This is a genomic window from Paraburkholderia sp. EB58, assembly GCF_050436665.1.
In the GTDB taxonomy this organism is placed as follows: Bacteria; Pseudomonadota; Gammaproteobacteria; order Burkholderiales; family Burkholderiaceae; genus Paraburkholderia.
Genome location: NZ_JBNDMQ010000003.1, coordinates 179,928 through 201,527 on the forward strand (window position 1 = coordinate 179,928; position 21,600 = coordinate 201,527).

Genomic DNA, 21,600 nt, shown 5'->3' on the forward strand with positions numbered 1-21,600 from the left:
CTGCGTGTCGGAGAGCAAGGCTTCGTCCCACATCCCATCGCTATCACAACAGATGCAGCGCCTTACCCAAGCAACTCACCCCCATTGCACAAATCGCCGACGATATGCTCGATAGAGGAGGCAGACACTCTGCGCATCGCGCATGCCGACGATACTCACCGCGACGCCAAGACGACGAGAATCCCACTTCGCTCCAAGGCTGTTCACGGCGACGTCGCCCGTCAATCGTAGTTGTCGTTGCTGAGTAGCTTTTCGATCGCGCGCCAGGGCGGGCGCTCGCCATAAGAGCCGTTGTGTACGGGAACATTGCACGGATACCGAGGATGCGCGCGACCTTCGCACGGCTCGCCGTCCGGGGTTCGTGCCCACGCTCGCAGAACGTGCAGCGGCGTCAGCGCTTCAATATTGCAGCACGGGACGCTTAAACTATCGGCATACCGTCCGTGGAGCACCTCATGCGCATGATCCTGTTCAGTAGCCGTCAGTACGACAGCGAGACGTTTAACGAAGCAAACGGGGCTTACCGTTACGACCTGCACTTTCAGGAATCGCACCTCGACGCCGAAACTGCAGTCCTGGCGGACGGCTTCGAGGTGGTCTGCCCGTTCGTCAACGACTGCGCGGACGCTGCCGTTCTCGAGCGGCTGCACGCGGGCGGCACGCGCCTGATCGCACTGCGATCGGCCGGCTTCAATCACGTCGATCTGGCCGCCGCCCAGCGGCTGGGCGTGACTGTGGTGCGCGTGCCGGCGTATTCGCCGCACGCGGTGGCTGAACATGCAGTGGGGCTGATCCTCGCGCTGAACCGCCGCCTGCCGAGGGCGGCCGCGCGCACACGCGAAGGGGACTTTTCGCTCAACGGGTTGCTCGGCTTCGATCTGCACGGCAGGACGGTGGGCGTGATCGGTACCGGGATGATCGGCCGTGTGTTCGGCCGCATCATGGCGGGATTCGGCATGCACGTCCTCGCCTACGATCCCGGCACGCCCGCGGAGGATCTCCTCTCGCTCGGCGCACGCTACGTCCCGCTTGATACGCTGCTCGCCGAAAGCGACGTCGTCAGCCTGCATTGTCCGCTAGTGCCGGACACGTACCATCTGATCGACGAGCGCGCGCTCGCCAAAATGAAGCGCGGCGCGATGCTGATCAATACGGGACGCGGCGGGCTGGTCGAAAGCAATGCGCTGATCGGCGCACTCAAGAGCGGTCAGCTCGGCAACTTGGGGCTCGACGTCTACGAAGAAGAAGGCGGCCTGTTCTTCGAAGACCATTCAAACCGGCCGCTGCAGGACGACGTGCTGGCGCGCCTCCTGATGTTCCCGAACGTGATCGTCACCGCGCACCAGGCGTTCTTTACCCGCGAGGCGATGAACGAGATCGCTCAGACCACGCTTGGCAATGTGGCTGCGTGGCACGACGGTACGCCGCGCAACGTGGTGTCGGTGCGCGGCTAGAGGTCAGGAAATCAGCCGGGCTGGAAGCGACCAGCAAACAACCAAAAGGCAACCCAGCGGCTAGGGCGCCCCGCCGCCCATTGTCTGACGAATTGCGGTCCGCGCATCGTCGACCGCACCGCAGACTTCACGCAGCAAGGCCACTTCGCGCTCGTGGACTTCAACTGGAAACCAGCGCGCTCCGGCATCGGCCAGATAGCGTGCGCGATGCTGGCCGTTGCGGAACGCCACCACGCCCTCGTGTTCGAGTCCCAGCCAACCCATCAGGCCGGGCCCACGGCGTTTCGAGACCGTCACATACGGCATCTGCGGGATGCGCGGGTTGGCCGGATCGAGAAACTCGCGAATGCCGCGTACCTTACCCGTATGCCACTCATTGACGGGTTTCAGGACGTAGTCGGTATTGTCGCGATTCGCGCAGTCGAGCAGTTTGCGGGCGTCGACCAGCACGACCTGATGACGCGTGCCGTCGGCAATGAAGACGCGCTTCAGACGAACGTGGTCGTACCACGGATGCTCGTGCAGCGGCACGATCCAGATGGGCTCCGCCAAAGGCGATTCGAGAGTCGGCGTGGGTGATGACATGGGCAGTAACTAGTGCAGACTCGATGTGCCGGTGTTAGAAGCCGGCATGCTAAAAAAGCGCTTACGCTACGGTCCCGTCGTGAAGTATATGTGACAGCACCGCGCATTAATCGACGCGCATAGCGTGCATACAAAATACCTGGCGACTTTGGACAGCCTCGGAGACGGCAATGACAGCCGAACATTTTGGCGAGCACGTGAGAATTGAAGCAAGCGAAACCGTAGCGACGATCGTGCTCGAACGGCCGGCGTGCCGTAACGCAGTCGACCGTCCGACTGCCGATGCGCTCTCTGCGGCGTTCCGGCGCTTCGAAGCGGAGCCTCGCTGGCACGCGGCCGTACTGTTCGGCGCGGGCGGCACCTTCTGCGCGGGCGCCGATCTTACCGCGCTCACCGACGAGGCTCGCCGCAACGAACTGCACGCCGACGGCAGCGGCCCGGGTCCGATGGGTCCGACGCGCATGCCGTTCACCAAGCCGGTGATCGCCGCGATAGCCGGCTTCGCAGTGGCGGGTGGTCTCGAACTGGCCGCGATGTGCGACCTGAGGGTGGTCGAGGAGGATGCGGTCCTCGGCGTCTTCTGCCGGCGGATCGGCATTCCGTTGATCGACGGCGGCACGATCCGGCTGCCGCGACTGATCGGCCTGTCCCGCGCGCTGGACCTGATACTCACCGGCCGCGCGCTCGACGCGCAGGAAGCCCTTGCGTTCGGACTCGCCAACCGGGTCGTGCCGCAGGGTACTGTGCGCGCGGCGGCCGAGCAGCTCGCCAACGAGCTCGCCCGGTTTCCACAGGCCGCCCTGCTGGCAGACCGCCGTTCCGCGCTCGAAAACAGCCCGCTCGACGGCCTGGCGGAAGCGTTGCGCCGCGAGGGCGCGGGCGGCTATGAGGCGGTCTTCGCTGAAGGCGTGGCAGGTGCGCGGCGTTTTGTTCAGCGAAAAACAACACCCTGAACAGTCTCCAGCAACGCAGTTTCGGCTTAGGTACAATCCCTTACTTGCTTGCCCTGCTGGCGCCCGCGCTCTCGTTCCGAAACGCGCGCCGGCCACGCGCCCATCGCGCGGACTTCGTACCGATCTCCCCCATCATGCCTTTGCCTCTGCTTGCCCTTGCCGTAGCCGCGTTTGGAATCGGTACCAGTGAATTCGTCATCATGGGTTTGCTGCCCGATGTGGCTCGCGATCTGGCCGTCTCGATTCCCGCGGCCGGCATGCTGGTGTCGGCTTACGCGCTGGGCGTCACGATCGGCGCGCCGATCGTCGCAATCGCGGTGGCGAACATGCCGCGCAAGAAGGCGCTGATGAGCCTGATCGGTGTGTTTATCGTCGGCAATCTGCTCTGTGCGGTCGCGCCGAACTATGGCGTACTGATGATCGCACGCATCGTCACGGCGTTTTGCCACGGCGCGTTCTTCGGGATCGGCTCGGTCGTGGCGGCAGGCCTCGTGGCGCCGAACCGGCGCGCGCAGGCAATCGCCCTGATGTTTACCGGCCTCACGCTTGCCAATGTGCTTGGCGTGCCGCTTGGCACCGCGCTCGGTCAGGCAGTCGGCTGGCGCGCCACGTTCTGGGCTGTCACCGTCATCGGCGTGCTGGCGGCAGCGGCGCTGGCGGCGTGCCTGCCCGCGAAGATCGAGATGCAGAAGGCCAGTCTCGTGCACGAGTTCACCGTGCTGAAGAATCCGCAGGTGTTGATGGTGCTCGGCATCAGCGTGCTGGCGTCCACCAGCCTCTTCTCCACCTTCACCTACATCACGCCGATCCTCGAAGACGTCACCGGTTTCACGCCGCATGCCGTGACGCTGGTGCTGCTGCTGTTCGGCCTCGGCCTGACTGTGGGCAGCACGCTCGGCGGCAAGCTGGCCGACTGGCGTCTGATGCGGTCGCTGGTCGCTTTTCTGCTCGCTATCGTCGCAATCCTCACCATCTTTGCCGGCACCATGCACTCGCCCGTGCCCGCAATGATCACGATCTTCATGTGGGGCGTGCTCGCCTTTGCGATCGTGCCGCCGCTGCAAATGCTGATTGTCGATCGCGCAAGCCATGCGCCGAACCTCGCCTCCACGCTCAATCAGGGTGCGTTCAACCTCGGCAACGCCACCGGCGCATGGCTGGGCGGCATGGCAATCGGCGCGGGCGCGCCGCTCACCACGCTGCCGTGGGTCGGCGTCGCGGCGGCCGCGGCGGCGCTCGGTTTGACGCTGTGGTCGGTGCAACTGGGGCGCCGCACGCAAGGTGTCGCCGTCACCGGCTAAGCCTCGCATTGACGCTGCCAGCGCGCCTACTTTAGCGCTGCGCCGGAAGAATCTCCCCGACGCACATGCCGAACCCGACCCGATAGCCCTCGCCCTGGCACCATCCGGCAAGTGTCAGTTCATCGCCGTCCTCGATGAAGGCACGCGTTCCGCCTTCCTTCAGTTCCAGCGGATTCTTGCCGTTCCATGTCAGCTCCAGCAGGCTGCCGTACGAATCTTCAGCCGGGCCGCTGATCGTCCCCGAACCCATCAGGTCGCCCACCCGCGTATTGCAGCCGGACGCTGTGTGGTGCGTAAGCTGCTGCGCCATCGTCCAGTACATGTGGCGGAAATTGGTGCGTGAGATAGTCGTCGCCTGTTGCGCGCGCTGCGGGCGTAGCTTGACTTCGAGCGCAATGTCGAACGCATGCGCTCCGTCGTGCCGCAGATACTCGAGCGGCTGCGGCTCCTGCACCGGTTGCGCGACGCGGAACGGCTCCAGGGCATCGAGCGTGACAATCCACGGCGAGATCGTCGTCGCGAAGGTCTTTGCGTTGAACGGCCCGAGCGGCACGTACTCCCACTGCTGGATATCGCGCGCGCTCCAGTCGTTGAGCAGCACCATGCCGAAGATATGCGCCTCGGCATCGGCACAGGCAATCGGCTCGCCGAGCGCATTGCCGCGCCCGACGACAAAGCCGGTCTCCAGTTCGATATCCAGCTTGCGGCACGCGCCGAACACCGGGCGTTCCTGGTCAGGCAGCTTGAGCTGGCCGTTCGGCCGCCGCACGGGCGTGCCGCTCACCACCACCGACGACGCCCGGCCGTTGTAGCCAATCGGCATCTCGGACCAGTTCGGCAGCAACGCATTCTTAGGATCACGGAACATTGAGCCGACGTTCGTCGCATGTTCCTTCGACGAATAGAAATCGGTGTAGCCGGGAATCTGCACCGGCAGGTGCAGCGTGGCGCTTGCCTGCGGCACCAGCGTACGTTCCCGCAGCGCGACGTCATCGCGCAGTGTGGAGGTTTCGCGGGAAAGCAGACCGCTCAACTGGATCCGCACGCTGCGCCAGGCATCGCGCCCGAGGGCGATGAAATCGTTGAGCGTGTCGCGAGAGAAGACCTGTTCGCTTGCTGCCACGCGTGCGTTTAGGCCTGTGCCTGTGCCAGGTAGACGCAGCAGGCCGCTCGCCTGCAGAACCGCAAGGTCGACAATGCTGTCGCCGATCGCCACACCCGCGCGCCGCACACTACTACGCGCGTCACTGAAAATGCCGAACGGCAGGTTCTGGATCGAAAAATCACAGGCGGGATCGTTCGCTGCTTCGATCCAGCTTTTGCGCGACGCGTCGAGCGTCGCCAGAAGATCGCTCGATGCGTTCATCGTTGCTCCGGGTTGAAGTGTTTCTTGAGGCCTTGCCAGCACTCGTAGTAATGCGCCTGCAATTGCGCCGTTTCCAGCGCGAAGCGGGTCGGTTTGATCAGCGTGCGGGTTTCGAACATGAAGGCCATCGTGTCGCCGACCCTGTGCGGCTTAGAGGTGTCGCTGTGCGACGCCTTCTCGAAGGTATCCGCGTCCGGGCCGTGGCCTGACATGCAGTTGTGCAGGCTTGCGCCACCGGGCACAAAACCCTCGGCCTTCGCGTCATACACGCCGTGCACCAGCCCCATGAATTCGCTCGCCACGTTGCGGTGGAACCAGGGCGGCCGGAAGGTATCTTCGGCGGCGAGCCAGCGCGGCGGGAAGATCACGAAGTCGATCGTGTCGACGCCCGGCGTGTCGCTTGGCGAGTGCAGCACGAGGAAGATGGACGGATCGGGATGATCGAAACTGATCGAGCCGATCGTATTGAAGCGGCGCAGGTCGTATTTGTACGGCGCGTAGTTGCCGTGCCACGCGACCACGTCCAGCGGCGAATGGCCGATGTCCGCGCGCCACAGATTGCCGTTGAGCTTCGCGACCAGTTCGAACGCGCCTTCGCGGTCTTCATAGGCGGCATGCGGCGTCAAGAAGTCGCGCGGATTGGCGAGCCCGTTCGAGCCGATCGGCCCGAGGTCGGGCAGCCGCAGCAAGGCGCCGAAGTTCTCGCAGATATAGCCGCGCGCGGCGCCGTCGGGCAGCGTCACGGCAAAACGAACGCCACGCGGGATTACCACGATCTCGAACGGGTCCACGTCGATCCGCCCGAACTCGGTTGCGATGTTCAGGCGGCCTTCCTGCGGCACGATCAGCAGTTCGCCGTCCGCGCTGTAGAAAAAGCGGTCCTGCATCGAACGGTTGGCGGCATACAGATGGATCGCGCAGCCATTCATGGCTTCGGCCGAACCGTTGCCGGCCATGGTCACCCAGCCGTCGATGAAATCGGTCGGCTCGGCGGGCATCGGCAGCGGATCCCAGCGCAACTGGTTCGGCGGGGTTGGCGGCACATCATGGAAGTTCGCCACCAGACGATGTGACGGCAGCGCCGTGAACGGCTGATGCACCGCCGCCGGACGGATCCGGTAGAGCCAGGAGCGGCGATTGTGGCTGCGCGGCGCGGTGAAGGCCGTGCCCGACAGCTGCTCCGCGTACAGCCCGTACGCAGCGCGCTGCGGCGAGTTGCGGCCTTGCGGCAGCGCGCCCGGCAGCGCTTCGGTTGCGAACTCGTTGGCAAAGCCCGACTGATAGCCCGGCTCGATATCGGGCCGCGCGGGGTTGCCAGTGGGGTTGTCTGCGCTGCCGCCAGCCGCCAGGCTCGCGGGGTTGCGAGTACTCTTGTCCATCCAGATTCTCCGTTGAAACTCAGGTCATTCTCAGGCCGTGTTCAGGCCGTCTGCGGCTTGGACTCGCCACGTTGCCGGGTCGCGCCGGCCAGCGCGATCACCAGCAGCGCCGAGCACAGCACCGGCACAGCAGCCGCGTGAAAGAGCGATGCGTTCGACCAGTTGAGCGCAATCAGTTGACCGCCGACGAGCGGACCGATCACCGAGCCGATCCGGCCGATGCCGAGACTCCAGCCAATGCCGGTCGAGCGCAGCGTGGTCGGGTAAAAGTGTCCGGCAAGTGCATTGACGGCGGGCTGGCCACCGACCACGCAGAAACCGCCGGCGAACACCACAATCAGCAGCCAGGGCAGCGCGTGGGCAACAGTGCCGATCATGCCGACCGTCAATGCAGCGCCCGCGAAGCACACGAACAGCACGCGCACAAAGCCAAAGCGTTCGATAAACCAGCCGAGCAGCAGCGTGCCCACCACCCCGCCGGTTTGCAGGACGGTGCCGACGATCACCGCCGTGGCAGCCGTATAGCCGGCATCGCGCATCACGGTGGGCAGCCAGTTCGACAGGAAATACAGGTCGATCAGGTTCATGAAGCTGATGGCCCACAGGATCAGCGTAACGGGCCCGCGCCCGGCGCGGAACAACTCGGCCACCGGCGCGCCGCCATTGTCCTTTTCGCGCACGACGAGGCGCGTACCGGCATGAATCGGAAGACGCGGATCGAAGCGGGCAAGCCAGCGCAACGCGCGCGCCTCGCGGCCTTTGAGCACGAGAAACTGCAGCGATTCCGGCAGCGCGGCCAGCATGGCGAACGCGAGCAGCAACGGCACGGTGCCACCCACCCAGAACACCGCGCGCCAGCCGTAAGAAGGAATCAGCGCCGCGCTGATGAAGCCGCCTAGCGCCGCGCCGAGCGTGAAGCCGCAGGAGACCAGCATCATCCGCTTCACGCGGTGCGCGGCGCTCGAGAACTCGCCGACCAGCGCCATTGCGTTCGGCATGATGCAGCCGAGCCCGAGGCCCGTGATGAAACGCAGCGTGAGCAGCGCGGGAATCGTCGTCACCAGCGGCGTCGCCAGCATCGCTAACGCGAAGAACAGCGTCGAGCCGATCAGCACCGGGCGCCGGCCGATCCGATCGGCCAGCACCGACAAGCCGAGCGCACCCAGCAGCATGCCAAACAGGCTCGCGCTGAACACCGGCCCGAGCGCGCCCTTCGACACATGCCATTCGCGGATCACGCTCGGCGCGACATAGCCCATCGCTTGCGCGTCAAAGCCGTCGATCACCAGACACAAGCCGCACAGCACGAGCAGCATCCACTGAAAGGCCGGGTGATGCGTCTCGCCGAGCACGCGCTCGACTTCGATCACATTGGCAGACCCTGGTTGGGTGTTCATCGGGGCGTCTCCTCATCCTGACTGGATTCTTTAGTGGCCACTGGTGGCCGCTAGTGGCGCAAACGAATCCGCCACCGCAGCCATTCTGCGATTTACGAATGGTAAAACGAATTACGAATAGTGAAATTAACGTTAACCCTGAATCATCCGTAGGAACCCCGATATGGTTATCAGCATTTTGTTCATATGGCGGCGGTGCGGACTGCTACCATCGATAAATGCGGTCCAAGCCCGCCTTTCGATGCGCACGACGCGCCACCACAACCACATGATCCCGCAGACCGTTCCCGAACTCGTCGCCCGTGCTGCCGACCATCCGTTTCTCGGCCAGCACCTGACGTTGGGTGAAGGCATCTATCACGACACCGCGCTGGCCCGCTTCGACGGGCTTGAACTCGCCAGCGCCTACGAGCCGATCTTTGACATCAGTGTGCATGCGCTTGCCCAGTCGCTGTCCTCCGCACCGGAGAGCGTCGATCGTTTCGGCGATGAACTGGGTTTTCAGGCGGTGACGCTGCGCCTCGACGGCGAACCGTTCGACCCGTTCGAGCGGATCGAGGACGACCCGCAACTGGTCGCGCTGGACCGCATGTCGCGCGCGCTGCATGCCTTCAATTTTTTTGGCGCGCAACGCCACGGGCTGTTGTTCCTGCGGGTCCACGAACGCTTGCTGAAGAGCGTGAAGTACGACCATGGCCGGCACTTCTCGACCGTGCTGGTGTCGTTCGGGCTCAATCCGTCGCGCATCGTCATCGAGTTGCCGGCGGCCGCGGTCGCGCACCGCACCTTCCTCGGCTATCTGACGAAGAGTTATCAGCGCTATGGGTTCAAGGTGGCGGGGAATCTGCCGAACGCCGGTCAGATCCTCTCGGTCTCCGACATGGCGCGGCTCGACTTCATCAAGATGGATGCGGGTCTCGCGTTGCGCGACGCCATGGTGAAGCCGCTAGTGGGTTATGCGAACCGGCTGCGGATACCGTTGATCTTCAACCGGGTCGAGAGCGAATCACAGTTCGACTTGCTGCAGCAGTACGACGTGCGTTTCGTGCAGGGGCCGCTGTTTGCGGTGCATAGCCACAACGGCGCGGTCTGAAACGTGTGGCGGGGTTCGCCGCCCTTCAACCAGTCAGTCAACCGCGGCTCAACCTGTGTCGCCAAGGCGCCGCGCCAGCGCCTTCAGACGAGGCCCGACGCTTTCGCGGAACACATCCTCCCCCATCGATGACGCCGGCCCGCTGCAACTGAGCACGAGCCACCGCCCTTCGCGCGGCTCGCGAAACGGCACCGCGACCGCGTTCACGTCGTCGTTCCAGTCGCGAAACGAATAGCAGCACCGTTCCAGCGCGAACGCCGCGATCTCCTTCTCTGCGTCCGCCACCAGCGCGGCGCCCTCCTTGCCGGCCGCCTTCTTCAACTCGGCCATCAAGGCAGCACGCATGTCGAGCGGTTGCACCGCGAGATACGCGCGCCCCATCGAACTCGTGAGCATGGACAGCTTCGAGCCCGACGCAAGGCCGAGCGTGAGCGCGGTCTCGCTGCGGATTGTGTCCAGATAAATCATATCGAGCCCGTCGCGGCATCCCAGCGATACCGCCGCCCCCACCTCGCGCGCGAAAGTGCGCATATGCGGCCGCGCGAGCTCGAGCGTATCGGTGCCCGAGAGCAGCGCGAAGCCGAGTGACAGCACCCCCGCATCGAGCGCATATTTGCCTAGCGTCTCGTCGAGGCGCAGGTATCCGAGCACCGTCAGCGTGTAAGCCAGACGATTGACGGTGGCCTTCGGCAGGCCCGTGCGTTCGACGAAATCGCGGTTGCCGAGCATCGTCTCGCCGGGCCGGAAGGCGCGCAGCAGATCAAGACCACGCGCCAGCGCAACGACGAATTTGCGTTCATCCAGGGGTTCGAGGGGAGTAGATGCAGGCGTCATGGGGTGCTACACTCGAGTCTCATTTGCAAAACATTGTTTCGCATAGCGGAACTCAAGTCAAGAGTTTTACGTCACACCCGATTCGATTCAGGAGATACGCATCATGGCCGACGCCGCGCAGTTTCACTGGGAAGACCCGTTGTTGCTCGATCAGCAACTCACCGAAGATGAGCGCATGGTGCGCGACGCCGCCGCGGCCTACTCGCAAGACCGGCTGCAACCGCGCGTGCTCGAGGCGTTCCGGCATGAGAAGACCGACATCGAGATCTTCCGCGAAATGGGCGAACTCGGCCTGCTAGGGCCGACGATCCCTGAGCAGTACGGCGGACCCGGTCTGAACTACGTGGCCTACGGGCTGATCGCGCGCGAAGTGGAACGCGTCGATTCGGGCTACCGGTCGATGATGTCCGTGCAGTCGTCGCTGGTCATGGTGCCGATCTACGAATTCGGTTCGGATGCGCAAAAAGAGAAGTACCTGCCGAAGCTCGCCACCGGCGAGTGGATCGGCTGCTTCGGTCTGACCGAACCGAATCATGGCTCCGACCCGGGCAGCATGGTCACGCGGGCGAAGAAGGTCAACGGCGGCTTTTCGCTGTCGGGCGCGAAGATGTGGATCACCAACTCGCCTATCGCCGACGTGTTCGTCGTCTGGGCCAAGCTCGAGGAAAACGGCAAGGACGCGATTCGCGGCTTCATTCTGGAAAAGGGCTGGAAAGGCCTGTCCGCGCCGACGATTCACAGCAAGGTGGGCCTGCGCGCCTCGATCACCGGCGAAATCGTGATGGACGAAGTGTTTGTGCCGGAAGAGAACATGCTGCCGAAGGTGAGCGGCCTCAAAGGCCCGTTCACCTGTCTGAACTCGGCGCGCTATGGCATTGCGTGGGGCGCGCTCGGCGCGGCCGAGGCGTGCTGGCATACGGCGCGTCAATACGTGCTCGACCGTAAGCAGTTTGGCCGCCCGCTCGCCGCCAACCAGTTGATCCAGAAGAAGCTCGCCGACATGCAGACCGAAATCACCCTCGGGCTGCAAGGCGTGCTGCGCCTCGGCCGTATGAAAGACGAAGGCACCGCCGCGGTCGAAATCACCTCGATCATGAAGCGCAACTCATGCGGCAAGTCGCTCGAGATCGCCCGGCTTGCCCGCGATATGCTCGGCGGCAACGGTATCTCGGACGAGTTCGGGATTGCGCGGCACCTCGTAAACCTCGAGGTCGTCAACACGTACGAAGGCACGCACGACATTCACGCGCTGATTCTCGGACGTGCGCAAACCGGCATTCAGGCGTTTTTCTGATTCCGCAAAAACTTAACCCCGCAGGCCGTCAAGGCGCTGCGGGGTTGTTTTGCTGCGCGGCTTCAGTGCTGAACTGCTGAATTCCTGACGTACCGGAACGATGAAAGGAAAAGGCCAACCCACGCGGTTGGCCTTTTGCATTGCGGCAGCGCTTCGGCTTGCTGCTTTCGCTTACTTGTTCGGCTGCGGCGTGAGGCGCAGATACGGACGCAGCGCCTTGTAGCCCTTCGGGAATTTCTGCTTGATCACTTCCTCGTCCTTCAGCGACGGCACGATCACCACGTCATCGCCCTGCTTCCAGTTGCCGGGCGTCGCGACCTGGTAGTTATCGGTGAGCTGGAGCGAGTCGATTACGCGCAGTACTTCGTCGAAGTTGCGGCCGGTGCTGGCCGGGTACGTAATGGTCAGACGTACCTTCTTCTTCGGGTCGATGACGAAGAGCGAGCGGACCGTGAAGGTCTCGTTCGCGTTCGGATGAATCATGTCGTACAACTCCGAGACCTTGCGGTCGCCATCGGCAAGAATCGGAAAGCCGACGCTCGCGGCTTGCGTCTCGTTGATGTCCTTGATCCATTCCTTGTGCGACTCCGCGCTGTCCACCGACAGGGCGATCGTCTTGACATTGCGCTTTTCGAACTCGCTGGCAAGTTTTGCCGTCAGGCCAAGCTCGGTCGTGCACACGGGCGTGAAGTCCGCCGGATGAGAGAACAACACGCCCCAGCTATCGCCCAGCCATTCGTGGAACTTGATGCGGCCAATGCTCGACTCCTGTTCGAAATCCGGTGCGGTGTCGCCAAGACGTAGACTCATGATGCAGCTCCTTTCTTTGTATGTTCGGAAGGTCCGTTCAGGCTGGCGCCTGCGGAACCCCCAAAATTTAGAGCATACGGGAGCGCGAGTACACCACGAACCAACATCGCGTCACAACTTTATGAGTTTTTGTAATTTTCATTGGAATGGAGGAAACTTTGCGGGACAGATCAACTCCATCATGATCAGGGTTGGGTTTGCCATGCGACTGATGGGGAAGAGAGCCTCTCTAACCGGCAGCGAATTGCCCGGGAACGGATCGTGCGAACGTTTGCGCGTACCTGCTGCGCTCGCCACGTGACGTTTCTTTGGTTACGATTCACGCATGCCATACAAGATGGGAGCTGTAAATGTCGGAAGTCAACAAGGAGAGATTGATGTCGGATATCAAAACCGTCCTCGCGGACGCTGAGGACCTGCTGAAACAGGCCGCGAGCGCCACCGGCGAACGCGCTTCCGAACTGCGTGAAACGGCGCTCTCGCGCCTGAAACAGGCCAAGGAGAAGGCTGCGGATGTTCAGGTCGTCGTAGTCGAGAAAGGCAAAAAGGCTGCCCGGGCAACGGATGACTACGTGCACGAGCATCCTTGGGCGTCGATCGGCATTGCCGCAGGTGTCGGCGTAGTGGTCGGCCTGCTGATCAATCGCAAGTAAAAACAGCTGGCGTTGCCGGGCCGTTTTTCCGGCTCGCCGCTGACACGGGTTGACCGGTGCGTGCCCGACCGGTCTGCTTCTTCTGGCGCATCTCACGCGCAACGCGCCCAAGCCATGACGATCGACAATCAATCGCAGCGCGCGGATCACAGTCCCTTGCGCCGCATCCTCAGTTCCGTCTTTTCGATCCTGCAAACGCGGCTCGAACTGGTGGGAATCGAACTGGCCGAGGAAAAAGACCGCCTGTTCGGCGTGCTGTTTCTCGGACTCGCGGCGATGATGCTCGCCACCATGGCATTGATCGCGCTGACGGCGCTGGTCGCCATCGTCTTTTGGGATACCTACCGGTGGCAGTCGCTGGCCGGCATCACGGCGGTCTACGCGATTGCGGCACTGGTTTGCGCGGTCAAGGCGCGCAGTGGTTTGCACAGTGCGCCTATGGTGTTCGAAGCCACCTTGGCTGAGTTCGAGAAGGACCGCGAGATATTTCGCAAACAGTGACACAGGCCCGGGCACAGCCGCTAGCGCCGCTTGCCCTCCCGACCACCTCTTGCGCCCGACACCATGAGTTCTAGCCGCCCCGATACCGCCTTCCGCAACAAGCGCCCGCCCTCTCGAGACCTGAGCGCGCCGCATCTGCGCGCACTGCGCAAGGAATTGCTGATGGTGCGCGCGGATGTCGAGCGCATGGAGCTCGCGCAAGCCACCGTTGAATTGCGTCAGGCGGTCACGCACTTCAGCTGGCTCAAGTTTATCGTGCCTGGCTTTGTCGGCGGCATGCGCTGGAACAAGGCCCGCGGCGCGACTGCGGGGGTCGGCGCGCTGCTGAAGGAATATCCGCTGATCAGCTCGATCGTTTCGATGCTGCTCGCCAAACCGTTACGGGCCACCGTTGCGGCCACCGCCAAGCCGGCGCTGAAATGGGGCAGTCTCGGACTCGCCGCATGGGAAGCCTACCGCATCTGGAAGCAGATGAAGGATGAGTCGGGCCGGACGAAGGGCGAGGCGGCGAAGCAGGATAGCGGCTACTGAGTGACGTGACTGGGTCTGGTGACGCTGGACTCTGTCATTGAGTCTGACGCCGTCTAACGCGTGTTCCAGCACATGTCTGAATCGCGCCCCGCGGCGCCGTCCGCTGTGCGATTGGTACGCAAGCCGGTCGCGTCCAGGATGAAGGTGCCGCAGGGATCGTCGCGCATCGGCCCGGCCTCTAAAGGCCGCGCTTCCACTGCATAGCCGCCGTTCGCTTCGTCAGCGGGTAGCGCGCGCAAGCCGTAGACGGGTGTGCCGAACGGCGGCGCCTGATCAAGTCCCGTTGGCAGTGAACTGACCTCCCCCGGGGCACCCGCTTCGATAAACTGGGTCGCGCGATAGAGCGCCGACGCCGCGTCGATCCGGTGCGAACGCGCCACATGACTGCGATACGAAGGGACCGCGTACACCACCAGTATTGCGCCGATCGCCAACGCAATGATCAATTCAAGCAGCGTGAACGCCGATGCATGAGACTTCATGTCGGTGGGCCCTCAAAACGGCCGGGCGGTGACCCGCCGCCAGTGCTGTTCGGTCTTGTCGCCATCCACGACCAGTTCCAGTTGCACCCAGGCCTGCGACTCCAGGGTGCGGCCGAAGCCGCGCGCCGTCAGCAGATAGGCTCTGACCTCCGGACGCATGCTCAGGCGCCAGGCTTCTGCCAGGCATGGGGCGCCGAGGCGGAACCTGGCCACGATGCGACGGGCGCGAAGGCGCCGGATGCGAATGTCTGTTCAAGTTTCCATCCGGTTGGCTCGGTAGCGACTGCGGTTGTGACCGGTGCCGTACCGGCTGCGACGGCTCGAGCGCACAAGGTCAGTGCCGAATCGGCGGCATGGAAGGCCTGCAGCGCGTCGCGGAGATTGGCCGATGCGCGCGCCGCCGCCAGGGAGGTTTCGAACCACGCGGCGGAAGTGATCAGCATCATCGAAGAAATCAACAGAACGATCGGTAAGGCGGCGCCACGGGTGCGCGGGGCGGGCTCGGTCTTCAAGACGTGCTCATCTCGTTGTTGCGGATTGCCACACGCCGCCAGAATGCCTGCCGCACGCGCATGTCGGTTCCTGTGACATTCACCCCGTCGCAGTCGACGTAGCGCGAGCGCCGCCCCTGAGGCGCGCCGCGCACCAGCACGCACAAGTCCACTGCGACGATATCCGCCCATTGGCCCGGCGCGAGCGCCGATGCATCGAGCGCAGTCTGCGCGCCGGTTAGCCAGTATTTGACCCGCAGTCGCTCAATGCCCTCCACCAACGGCTGCGCAGAACCGGATTTACCATTGCCGTCGCAATACAGCTCAGACTCGCCCGTCGAGGCGCTGAGCTTCGCGTAGAAGCGATTGACGATCAACACGCGTCCCACACCGAAGGCCGTATGCCCAGCGCTCACGGCCTGGCCCAGACAATCGGTCGACTGCCCCGTGGACGACGGCCATGTGGACACGTTATCGCCGACGTAACGAATCGCGACCCCGTCCGATCGACTCGTCAGCGCTTCGCAGGCAAGGTTGTCGTCGGCCCCTGTGGGCCTCGCGGCAGAGCATCCGAACAGGGTGGGCTTCTGTTGTGGCTGAGGCAGGTCCGCCGGCACAAAGCCGGTCATCTGAATTTGCTGGCCGATCAATGTGAGCGCCGTCAGGCCGGCTTCGCGAATCTGGATCGCGTCGCCAGCACGGCCGAACGCCGCGCGTTGCGAACGGTACAGGGAGACGGCACCAGTGGTGACAACGAGCCCCAGCGCCACGGCAATGACCAGTTCGACGAGCGTATGCCCCAGCGGAAGAAACGTACGCTGCTTCATTTCACGAACGCCAGGGCAACGCACGCGAGGCCAGCGGCAACCGCGAGATCGCCGCACGATTCGGGCTTGTCGATCACCTCGCCCGGCGTTCGCAAAGCGGCCACGGCCGACCACGTCACGCGAGCGAATGAGACCCCGCCGCCATGCTGGCTGGTCGACGCATCGCCCTGTGGCAATAGACTCGCCGCGCGGGCGCTCCATTGCCGCACGGCAGCGTCGCCGCCCGTCGGCACGCGCGAGGCTTCGGCGACGGCATCGGCCACGAATACCGCGTGTTCGCGCAGCGCTGCGGCGCGAGCCTCACGCGCAATCCACAACTGCGAGGCGATCAGGCCGAGAGCCGTCACTGCGGTCAGCGCGACCGCGAGCATGACCTCGATCAACGATGCGCCGCATGACCTGCTGACTCGTATGCTTTTCATGACGTCGCTCCACAAGCGCCATCCGCGATGCGCGGCCGTCCACCCGCAGCGATACGTATGCAGCGCCGCCAAGGTTGGCCTTGTGTGGCCCGTGATGGGAATTGCGGCGCAATGTCGAAGCTGCGAAAGCTGCCGATCAACTGCCCCGCGGGCGGCGTAAAGGTGAGGTTCGTCTGTGTGCCGGCAATACTCACTGCCGCGAGTTCGGTCTGCGCGCGCAACACTGTGGGCGTGGGCATCCCGCTGCGCTCGACCATCACCGCCCAACCGCACGACCAGTCCGCCACCCCAACACGGCAAGCCTGCCCCGAGGCAAGACAGCGGCGCGCCGCATCGACCCGGCACACGGTCACGCGCACGCCTCGCCGGACTGCCTCGCTGCGCGCGTAGGACAGCGTTGAAAGCAGCGCCCGGGCTCGCGCATCGACCTGGTCGCGCACGTGCCAGGCAACGAACGACGGCGTCGCCATTACCGCGATCATCCCCAGAACGGCAACTACGACAAGCGTTTCGATCAACGTGAAACCGCGGTAGCACACGCGCGGTAAATCGGCATCCTGCTTCATCTGCATTCCTTAGCTTCGAAAGAATGCAAACAATTTACCCAGACGGAAGTGCGTCAACAATCGGCCGAATGGCCAGGTGGCGAGCGTGGGACATCACCCGCAACAATGTCGGTGTGACGGATACAGAAAGGGAATATCGATGCGATTACGAGAACATTCAGCGCTTGCGGGGCGGCTTGGGAGGCGTGGCCGCGCGCCGAAATTCTTCGATGACGTCTTCGAATTCAGACACGTCTTCAAAACGACGGTACACAGAGGCGAAGCGGACGTAGGCAATCGTGTCGAGCTCGCGCAGCTCGTTCATCACGAGTTCGCCGAGGCGCTCGCTGCGCACCTCGCGCTCGCCACTGCCCAGCAATTGATATTCGATGCGGGCGACAGCCGCGTCGATCGCGTCCGCAGCAACCGGACGCTTTCTCAGCGCCAGTTGCATGCTCGCAACGATTTTGCGGCGATCGAATTCGGTGCGGCTGCCATCCTTCTTGACGACCGACGGCAACGCCAGCTCGACCCGCTCATACGTCGTAAAACGTTTGTCGCAGGCCGGACAGCGGCGGCGCCGGCGAATCGCGGCGCCGTCCTCGGATACGCGGGAGTCCACGACCTGCGTATCGTCGTGCCGGCAGAAGGGGCAGCGCATCGTCGCTTACTTGTAGACCGGGAAGCGCTTGGTCAACTCGGAAACCTGCGCACGCACGCGTTCGATCGTGGCGGCATCTTCCGGGTTGTCCAGCACGTCGGCGATCAGGTTACCTACCTGCTCCGCTTCCTTCACGCCGAAACCGCGCGTGGTCATGGCGGGCGAGCCCAAACGCACACCGCTCGTGACGAACGGCTTTTCCGGATCGTTCGGAATCGCGTTCTTGTTGACCGTGATGTGCGCCGCGCCAAGCGCCGCTTCAGCGGCCTTACCGGTGATGTGCTTCGCACGCAGGTCGACCAGCATCACGTGGCTTTCGGTACGGCCCGAGACGATGCGCAGACCGCGCTTGACGAGCGTTTCTGCCAGCACACGGGCGTTGTCCACGACCTTTTGCTGGTATTCCTTGAATTCCGGCGAGAGCGCTTCCTTGAACGCAACGGCCTTGCCGGCGATCACGTGCATCAGCGGACCACCCTGGATGCCCGGGAAGATGGCCGAGTTGATCTGCTTCTCGAACTCGGCCTTCATCAGGATTACGCCGCCGCGCGGACCGCGCAGGCTCTTGTGGGTCGTAGTGGTCACGAAGTCGGAGTGCGGCACCGGGTTCGGATAAACGCCGGCGGCGACGAGACCCGCGTAGTGCGCCATGTCGACCATGAAGTAAGCACCGACCGACTTCGCAATCTTCGACAGACGCTCGAAGTCGATGCGCAGCGCGAAGGCCGACGCGCCCGCCACGATCAGCTTCGGCTTGTGTTCCTGAGCCAGCTTTTCAGCCGCGTCGTAGTCGATGTCTTCCGCTTCGTTCAGGCCATAGCTGACGACGTTGAACCACTTGCCCGACATGTTCACGGGCGAGCCGTGCGTCAGGTGACCGCCGTGGGCGAGGCTCATGCCCATGATCGTGTCGCCCGGCTTGAGCATGGCGAAGAATACGCCCTGATTCGCTTGCGAACCCGAGTTCGGCTGCACGTTTGCCGCTTCAGCGCCGAAGAGTTCCTTCACGCGGTCGATCGCGAGCTGCTCGACGATGTCCACGTATTCGCAGCCGCCGTAGTAGCGCTTGCCCGGATAACCTTCCGCGTACTTGTTGGTGAGCTGCGAGCCTTGTGCCGCCATGACGGCCGGGCTCGTGTAGTTTTCCGACGCGATCAGTTCGATGTGGTCTTCCTGACGGCGATTTTCCTGCTCAATCGCCTTCCAGAGTTCAGGATCGACGTTGGCGATGGTGCTTTGGGCTCTGTCAAACATACGGGTTCCGTTGAGTGTATTCAGGTTGACCGGATCGTGCGCCGAATTTCGTGCAGAAAGCGTAGTAGGTACGCGGCGCTGCTGGCGGCCGGGCCAGCCCTGACGTGGCGGATGAAGATAAGCCGCACACGCGAGGCAGGACAGCCACCGGCGGCGCAGATGAATGCGCGCGGATCACGGCTGCCCAGGCGAACGGCAAAACGGCACCCTGCGCTTCACGGTGGGTCGCTCCACCTTGAACCTGTTTGGTTCTATCGCCAGTCACGCAGGGATGAGCGCGTTAGTGTATTGGAAGCGCCTCGAATAGGCAACCGGGTCGCCGCCCGGCCCGCCCGCGCGGCGAAAGCCGTTGCCACAAGCGTCGGCGCCACTCGCCATGTTCCCGCCGCCGCGATTTCATCAGACGTAGGCATACTCACCACCCGGTGGCAAACGTCCGATGAAAGCGTCGCGCAAGCGGCAGCCGCCGACACGCCCGCCGCTCATGCCGACGCGTACCATCCGGCCACGGTCCGCTCATCAGCCACCTCCGGCACTTCCGCACGCCTAAAGGTAGTTCGCTGGGACCAAGGTCATTCTTGCCGCAGCGCCGCATTGGAAGTAGGCTTGGCACCTTTCCTCTCTCCCCACCAGGAACCCGCAATGATCGTCTTCGTTACCGGAGCGTCCGCCGGATTCGGCGCCGCCATCGCCCGTACTTTCGTCAAGGGCGGCCATCGCGTCGTCGCCACCGCGCGCCGCAAGGATCGTTTGCAGGCGCTTGCCGACGAACTGGGCGAGGCCCTTCTGCCCTTCGAACTCGACGTGCGTGACCGCGCGGCCGTCGCGGCCGTGCCCGCCACGCTGCCGGAAGCATTCGCCGCCATCGACGTGCTGGTCAATAACGCAGGCCTCGCGCTCGGTCTTGAGCCGGCGCAGCGGGCGAACCTCGATGACTGGCAGACCATGATCGATACCAACTGCACGGGGCTCGTGCAGGTCACCCATGCGCTGCTGCCGGGTATGGTCGAGCGTCAGCGCGGCCATGTCTTCAATCTCGGCTCAGCGGCCGCCAACTGGCCATACGCGGGCGGCAACGTGTACGGCGCCACCAAGGCATTCGTGCGCCAGTTCAGCCTGAACCTGCGCGCCGATCTGGCCGGCACGCCGCTGCGTGTGACTGATGTCGAGCCGGGCCTGTGCGGCGGCACGGAGTTTTCGAACGTGCGCTTTCGCGGCGACGATGAGAAAGCGGCGAACGTCTATCAGAACGTGCAGCCGCTGACGGCCGAGGACATCGCCGACGCGATCTACTGGACTGCAACGCGCCCGGCACACGTCAACGTCAACACGATCGAACTGATGCCGGTTGCGCAGTCGTTCGCTGGGCTGTCGGTGCATCGCGGTTGAACGCTTTCGCCCGGAGCGCCACCCCTCAAAATCACGTCGGCGTGTGCGTTCCGGTAAAATGCGCGGCATGAATATGTCCCCCAGAGAATCCGGCGCCGAAATCGGCTTCACCTGGCCCGTTCGCGTGTACTACGAAGATACCGATGCCGGCGGCATTGTGTTCTACGCGAACTATCTGAAGTTTTTCGAACGGGCGCGCACCGAGTGGCTCCGCGCGTGCGGCATTGAACAGGATCGTCTCGCGGAAGAAACGGGTGTTCTGTTCATCGTGCGCAGCACCGCGGTCGATTATCGTGCGCCCGCCAGGCTTGACGATCTCATCAAAATTGTCAGCCGCCCTGAACGAATTGGCCGCGCGTCGGTCGATTTCTCCCAGGAGGCCTGGCGCGACGGCACGCTGCTTGCTACCGGGACCATTCGGGTCGGCTGTGTCGACCGGGTAGCGCTGCGTCCTGCCGCCATTCCGGCACCGGTTCTCGCCGCATTGCGGCGCGGGCCGAAGGTTACTGCACCCCGCGTGTCAACGGACAACGCCTGAACATCGTTGTTACGGGGCCAGTGAACTCGTATCGATCAAGCAACACAAAGCATGGTTCGGCCCGCGGTTTGCCGATGCTTCCGGTTTCCCCACGGCAAGCTTCGACGGACCTTGCAGCCGGACGCCCCCTTTCGGGACGTTACAGCGAACCTATATGAACACTACACAAGATCTGTCGATCATTTCTCTCGTTCTTAATGCGAGCCTGCTGGCCCAGGCAGTGATGGCACTGTTGCTGCTGCTGTCGCTGCTGTCGTGGACTTTTATCTTCCGCAAGTGGTTTGCGATCCGCCGTGCACGCGCGCAAACTGAACGCTTCGAACGCGATTTCTGGTCCGGCGGCGACCTGCAGGCGCTCTATCAAAGCGCGGCGAACAACCGCCATACGATCGGCGCACTCGAACGGATTTTCGAATCCGGCATGCGCGAATTCCTGAAGGGTAAGGAAAAGCGTCTCAACGACCCGGGCCTGATCCTCGACGGTGCACGCCGCGCCATGCGCGCAGCGTTCCAGCGTGAAATGGACGTGCTTGAGGCCAATCTTGCGTTCCTCGCCTCGGTAGGTTCGGTCAGCCCGTACATCGGTCTGTTCGGCACCGTGTGGGGGATCATGAACGCGTTTCGCGGCCTCGCTAACGTCCAGCAAGCCACGCTCGCCAACGTCGCGCCCGGCATCGCCGAAGCGCTGACCGCGACGGCAATCGGCCTGTTCGCCGCCATTCCGGCAGTGGTCGCCTACAACCGTTACGCGCACGACATCGACCGTCTGGCGATCCGCTTCGAGACCTTCATCGAAGAATTCTCGAACATCCTGCAGCGTCAGGCGCACTAAGGAGTCCA

Annotated in this window: 25 protein-coding genes and 1 riboswitch; of the genes, 11 read left to right on the top strand and 14 right to left on the bottom strand. The window is 63.6% G+C overall.

Features of this window, described 5'->3' with window-relative positions:
* Window positions 1–455: 455 nt before the first annotated feature.
* Complete coding sequence (locus tag P3T40_RS05955) at window positions 456–1,454, top strand: 2-hydroxyacid dehydrogenase (protein WP_429266761.1); 999 nt, start codon at window positions 456–458, stop codon at window positions 1,452–1,454.
* Between the two features lie 60 nt (window positions 1,455–1,514).
* On the opposite strand, the gene P3T40_RS05960 is transcribed toward P3T40_RS05955, so the two are convergent.
* Entirely contained in the window at window positions 1,515–2,039 is a 525-nt protein-coding gene (locus tag P3T40_RS05960; RefSeq protein WP_429266762.1) for a plasmid fertility inhibition factor family protein, read from the bottom strand.
* Between the two features lie 170 nt (window positions 2,040–2,209).
* On the opposite strand from P3T40_RS05960, the gene P3T40_RS05965 reads away from it, so the two are divergent.
* A complete protein-coding gene (locus tag P3T40_RS05965; RefSeq protein WP_429266763.1) occupies window positions 2,210–2,992 on the top strand; it encodes a crotonase/enoyl-CoA hydratase family protein in 783 nt (260 codons plus the stop codon).
* A 134-nt stretch (window positions 2,993–3,126) separates the two neighbouring features.
* The gene (locus tag P3T40_RS05970) at window positions 3,127–4,293 is read left to right on the top strand and encodes an MFS transporter (RefSeq protein WP_429266764.1); all 1,167 of its coding nucleotides are present in this window, start codon (window positions 3,127–3,129) and stop codon (window positions 4,291–4,293) included.
* A gap of 31 nt (window positions 4,294–4,324) precedes the next feature.
* Here P3T40_RS05970 and fahA read toward each other — a convergent pair whose 3' ends face one another.
* From fahA to P3T40_RS05985, 3 genes are read right to left on the bottom strand one after another with little or no spacing between them, the layout of a single operon-like run.
* Window positions 4,325–5,659, bottom strand: a complete 1,335-nt coding sequence (gene fahA / locus P3T40_RS05975; RefSeq protein ID WP_429266765.1) for a fumarylacetoacetase — start codon at window positions 5,657–5,659, stop codon at window positions 4,325–4,327.
* Window positions 5,656–7,038 (bottom strand): homogentisate 1,2-dioxygenase, encoded by a 1,383-nt coding sequence (gene hmgA, locus P3T40_RS05980; RefSeq protein ID WP_429266766.1) that lies wholly within the window; start codon window positions 7,036–7,038, stop codon window positions 5,656–5,658. The genes fahA and hmgA overlap by 4 nt, the downstream gene beginning before the upstream one ends.
* A 41-nt stretch (window positions 7,039–7,079) precedes the next feature.
* Complete coding sequence (locus P3T40_RS05985; protein WP_429266767.1) at window positions 7,080–8,435, bottom strand: MFS transporter; 1,356 nt, start codon at window positions 8,433–8,435, stop codon at window positions 7,080–7,082.
* A 268-nt stretch (window positions 8,436–8,703) separates the two neighbouring features.
* On the opposite strand from P3T40_RS05985, the gene P3T40_RS05990 reads away from it, so the two are divergent.
* The gene (locus tag P3T40_RS05990) at window positions 8,704–9,528 is read left to right on the top strand and encodes an EAL domain-containing protein (protein WP_429266768.1); all 825 of its coding nucleotides are present in this window, start codon (window positions 8,704–8,706) and stop codon (window positions 9,526–9,528) included.
* Between the two features lie 48 nt (window positions 9,529–9,576).
* Here the strand turns inward: P3T40_RS05990 and P3T40_RS05995 are convergent, their stop codons facing one another.
* Window positions 9,577–10,362, bottom strand: coding sequence for an IclR family transcriptional regulator (locus P3T40_RS05995; protein WP_429266769.1), 786 nt, complete (start codon window positions 10,360–10,362; stop codon window positions 9,577–9,579).
* Between the two features lie 103 nt (window positions 10,363–10,465).
* Between P3T40_RS05995 and P3T40_RS06000 the strand changes: the two genes are divergently transcribed.
* A complete protein-coding gene (locus P3T40_RS06000; RefSeq protein WP_429266770.1) occupies window positions 10,466–11,656 on the top strand; it encodes an acyl-CoA dehydrogenase in 1,191 nt (396 codons plus the stop codon).
* A gap of 171 nt (window positions 11,657–11,827) precedes the next feature.
* Here the strand turns inward: P3T40_RS06000 and P3T40_RS06005 are convergent, their stop codons facing one another.
* The gene (locus P3T40_RS06005) at window positions 11,828–12,466 is read right to left on the bottom strand and encodes a peroxiredoxin (RefSeq protein ID WP_429266771.1); all 639 of its coding nucleotides are present in this window, start codon (window positions 12,464–12,466) and stop codon (window positions 11,828–11,830) included.
* Window positions 12,467–12,816: 350 nt separating this feature from the next.
* Here P3T40_RS06005 and P3T40_RS06010 point away from each other — a divergent pair, with 350 nt between their 5' ends.
* From P3T40_RS06010 to P3T40_RS06020, 3 genes are all read left to right on the top strand, one after another.
* Window positions 12,817–13,119, top strand: a complete 303-nt coding sequence (locus P3T40_RS06010) for a DUF883 family protein (RefSeq protein WP_117335984.1) — start codon at window positions 12,817–12,819, stop codon at window positions 13,117–13,119.
* Between the two features lie 114 nt (window positions 13,120–13,233).
* Window positions 13,234–13,620: a phage holin family protein gene (locus tag P3T40_RS06015; protein WP_429266772.1), complete on the top strand. Its 387-nt coding sequence runs from the start codon at window positions 13,234–13,236 to the stop codon at window positions 13,618–13,620.
* A 63-nt stretch (window positions 13,621–13,683) separates the two neighbouring features.
* The gene (locus tag P3T40_RS06020) at window positions 13,684–14,151 is read left to right on the top strand and encodes a DUF3318 domain-containing protein (protein ID WP_429266773.1); all 468 of its coding nucleotides are present in this window, start codon (window positions 13,684–13,686) and stop codon (window positions 14,149–14,151) included.
* Between the two features lie 53 nt (window positions 14,152–14,204).
* Here P3T40_RS06020 and P3T40_RS06025 read toward each other — a convergent pair whose 3' ends face one another.
* From P3T40_RS06025 to glyA, 8 genes are all read right to left on the bottom strand, one after another.
* Entirely contained in the window at window positions 14,205–14,633 is a 429-nt protein-coding gene (locus P3T40_RS06025) for a type IV pilin protein (protein ID WP_429266774.1), read from the bottom strand.
* Window positions 14,634–14,645: 12 nt separating this feature from the next.
* A complete protein-coding gene (locus P3T40_RS06030) occupies window positions 14,646–14,792 on the bottom strand; it encodes a hypothetical protein (RefSeq protein ID WP_429266775.1) in 147 nt (48 codons plus the stop codon).
* A 2-nt stretch (window positions 14,793–14,794) separates the two neighbouring features.
* Window positions 14,795–15,145 (bottom strand): pilus assembly PilX family protein, encoded by a 351-nt coding sequence (locus tag P3T40_RS06035; protein WP_429266776.1) that lies wholly within the window; start codon window positions 15,143–15,145, stop codon window positions 14,795–14,797.
* The gene (locus tag P3T40_RS06040) at window positions 15,142–15,951 is read right to left on the bottom strand and encodes a PilW family protein (RefSeq protein WP_429266777.1); all 810 of its coding nucleotides are present in this window, start codon (window positions 15,949–15,951) and stop codon (window positions 15,142–15,144) included. Before P3T40_RS06040 ends, P3T40_RS06035 begins: the two co-directional genes overlap by 4 nt.
* Window positions 15,948–16,373 carry a type IV pilus modification PilV family protein gene (locus tag P3T40_RS06045; RefSeq protein ID WP_429266778.1) on the bottom strand — a complete coding sequence of 142 codons (426 nt, stop codon included), beginning with the start codon at window positions 16,371–16,373 and terminating at the stop codon, window positions 15,948–15,950. Before P3T40_RS06045 ends, P3T40_RS06040 begins: the two co-directional genes overlap by 4 nt.
* Complete coding sequence (locus P3T40_RS06050) at window positions 16,370–16,939, bottom strand: GspH/FimT family pseudopilin (protein ID WP_429266779.1); 570 nt, start codon at window positions 16,937–16,939, stop codon at window positions 16,370–16,372. Before P3T40_RS06050 ends, P3T40_RS06045 begins: the two co-directional genes overlap by 4 nt.
* Before the next feature lie 157 nt (window positions 16,940–17,096).
* Complete coding sequence (gene nrdR, locus P3T40_RS06055) at window positions 17,097–17,579, bottom strand: transcriptional regulator NrdR (RefSeq protein WP_331599304.1); 483 nt, start codon at window positions 17,577–17,579, stop codon at window positions 17,097–17,099.
* 6 nt (window positions 17,580–17,585) lie between these two features.
* Window positions 17,586–18,833: a serine hydroxymethyltransferase gene (glyA, locus tag P3T40_RS06060; protein WP_429266780.1), complete on the bottom strand. Its 1,248-nt coding sequence runs from the start codon at window positions 18,831–18,833 to the stop codon at window positions 17,586–17,588.
* 175 nt (window positions 18,834–19,008) lie between these two features.
* Window positions 19,009–19,108: riboswitch (ZMP/ZTP riboswitch) on the bottom strand.
* Between the two features lie 367 nt (window positions 19,109–19,475).
* On the opposite strand from glyA, the gene ydfG reads away from it, so the two are divergent.
* From ydfG to tolQ, 3 genes are all read left to right on the top strand, one after another.
* Window positions 19,476–20,222: a bifunctional NADP-dependent 3-hydroxy acid dehydrogenase/3-hydroxypropionate dehydrogenase YdfG gene (gene ydfG, locus P3T40_RS06065; RefSeq protein WP_429266781.1), complete on the top strand. Its 747-nt coding sequence runs from the start codon at window positions 19,476–19,478 to the stop codon at window positions 20,220–20,222.
* A 58-nt stretch (window positions 20,223–20,280) separates the two neighbouring features.
* Window positions 20,281–20,760 (top strand): tol-pal system-associated acyl-CoA thioesterase, encoded by a 480-nt coding sequence (ybgC, locus tag P3T40_RS06070; RefSeq protein WP_429266782.1) that lies wholly within the window; start codon window positions 20,281–20,283, stop codon window positions 20,758–20,760.
* Between the two features lie 154 nt (window positions 20,761–20,914).
* The gene (gene tolQ, locus P3T40_RS06075) at window positions 20,915–21,592 is read left to right on the top strand and encodes a protein TolQ (RefSeq protein ID WP_074265790.1); all 678 of its coding nucleotides are present in this window, start codon (window positions 20,915–20,917) and stop codon (window positions 21,590–21,592) included.
* Window positions 21,593–21,600 lie beyond the last annotated feature (8 nt).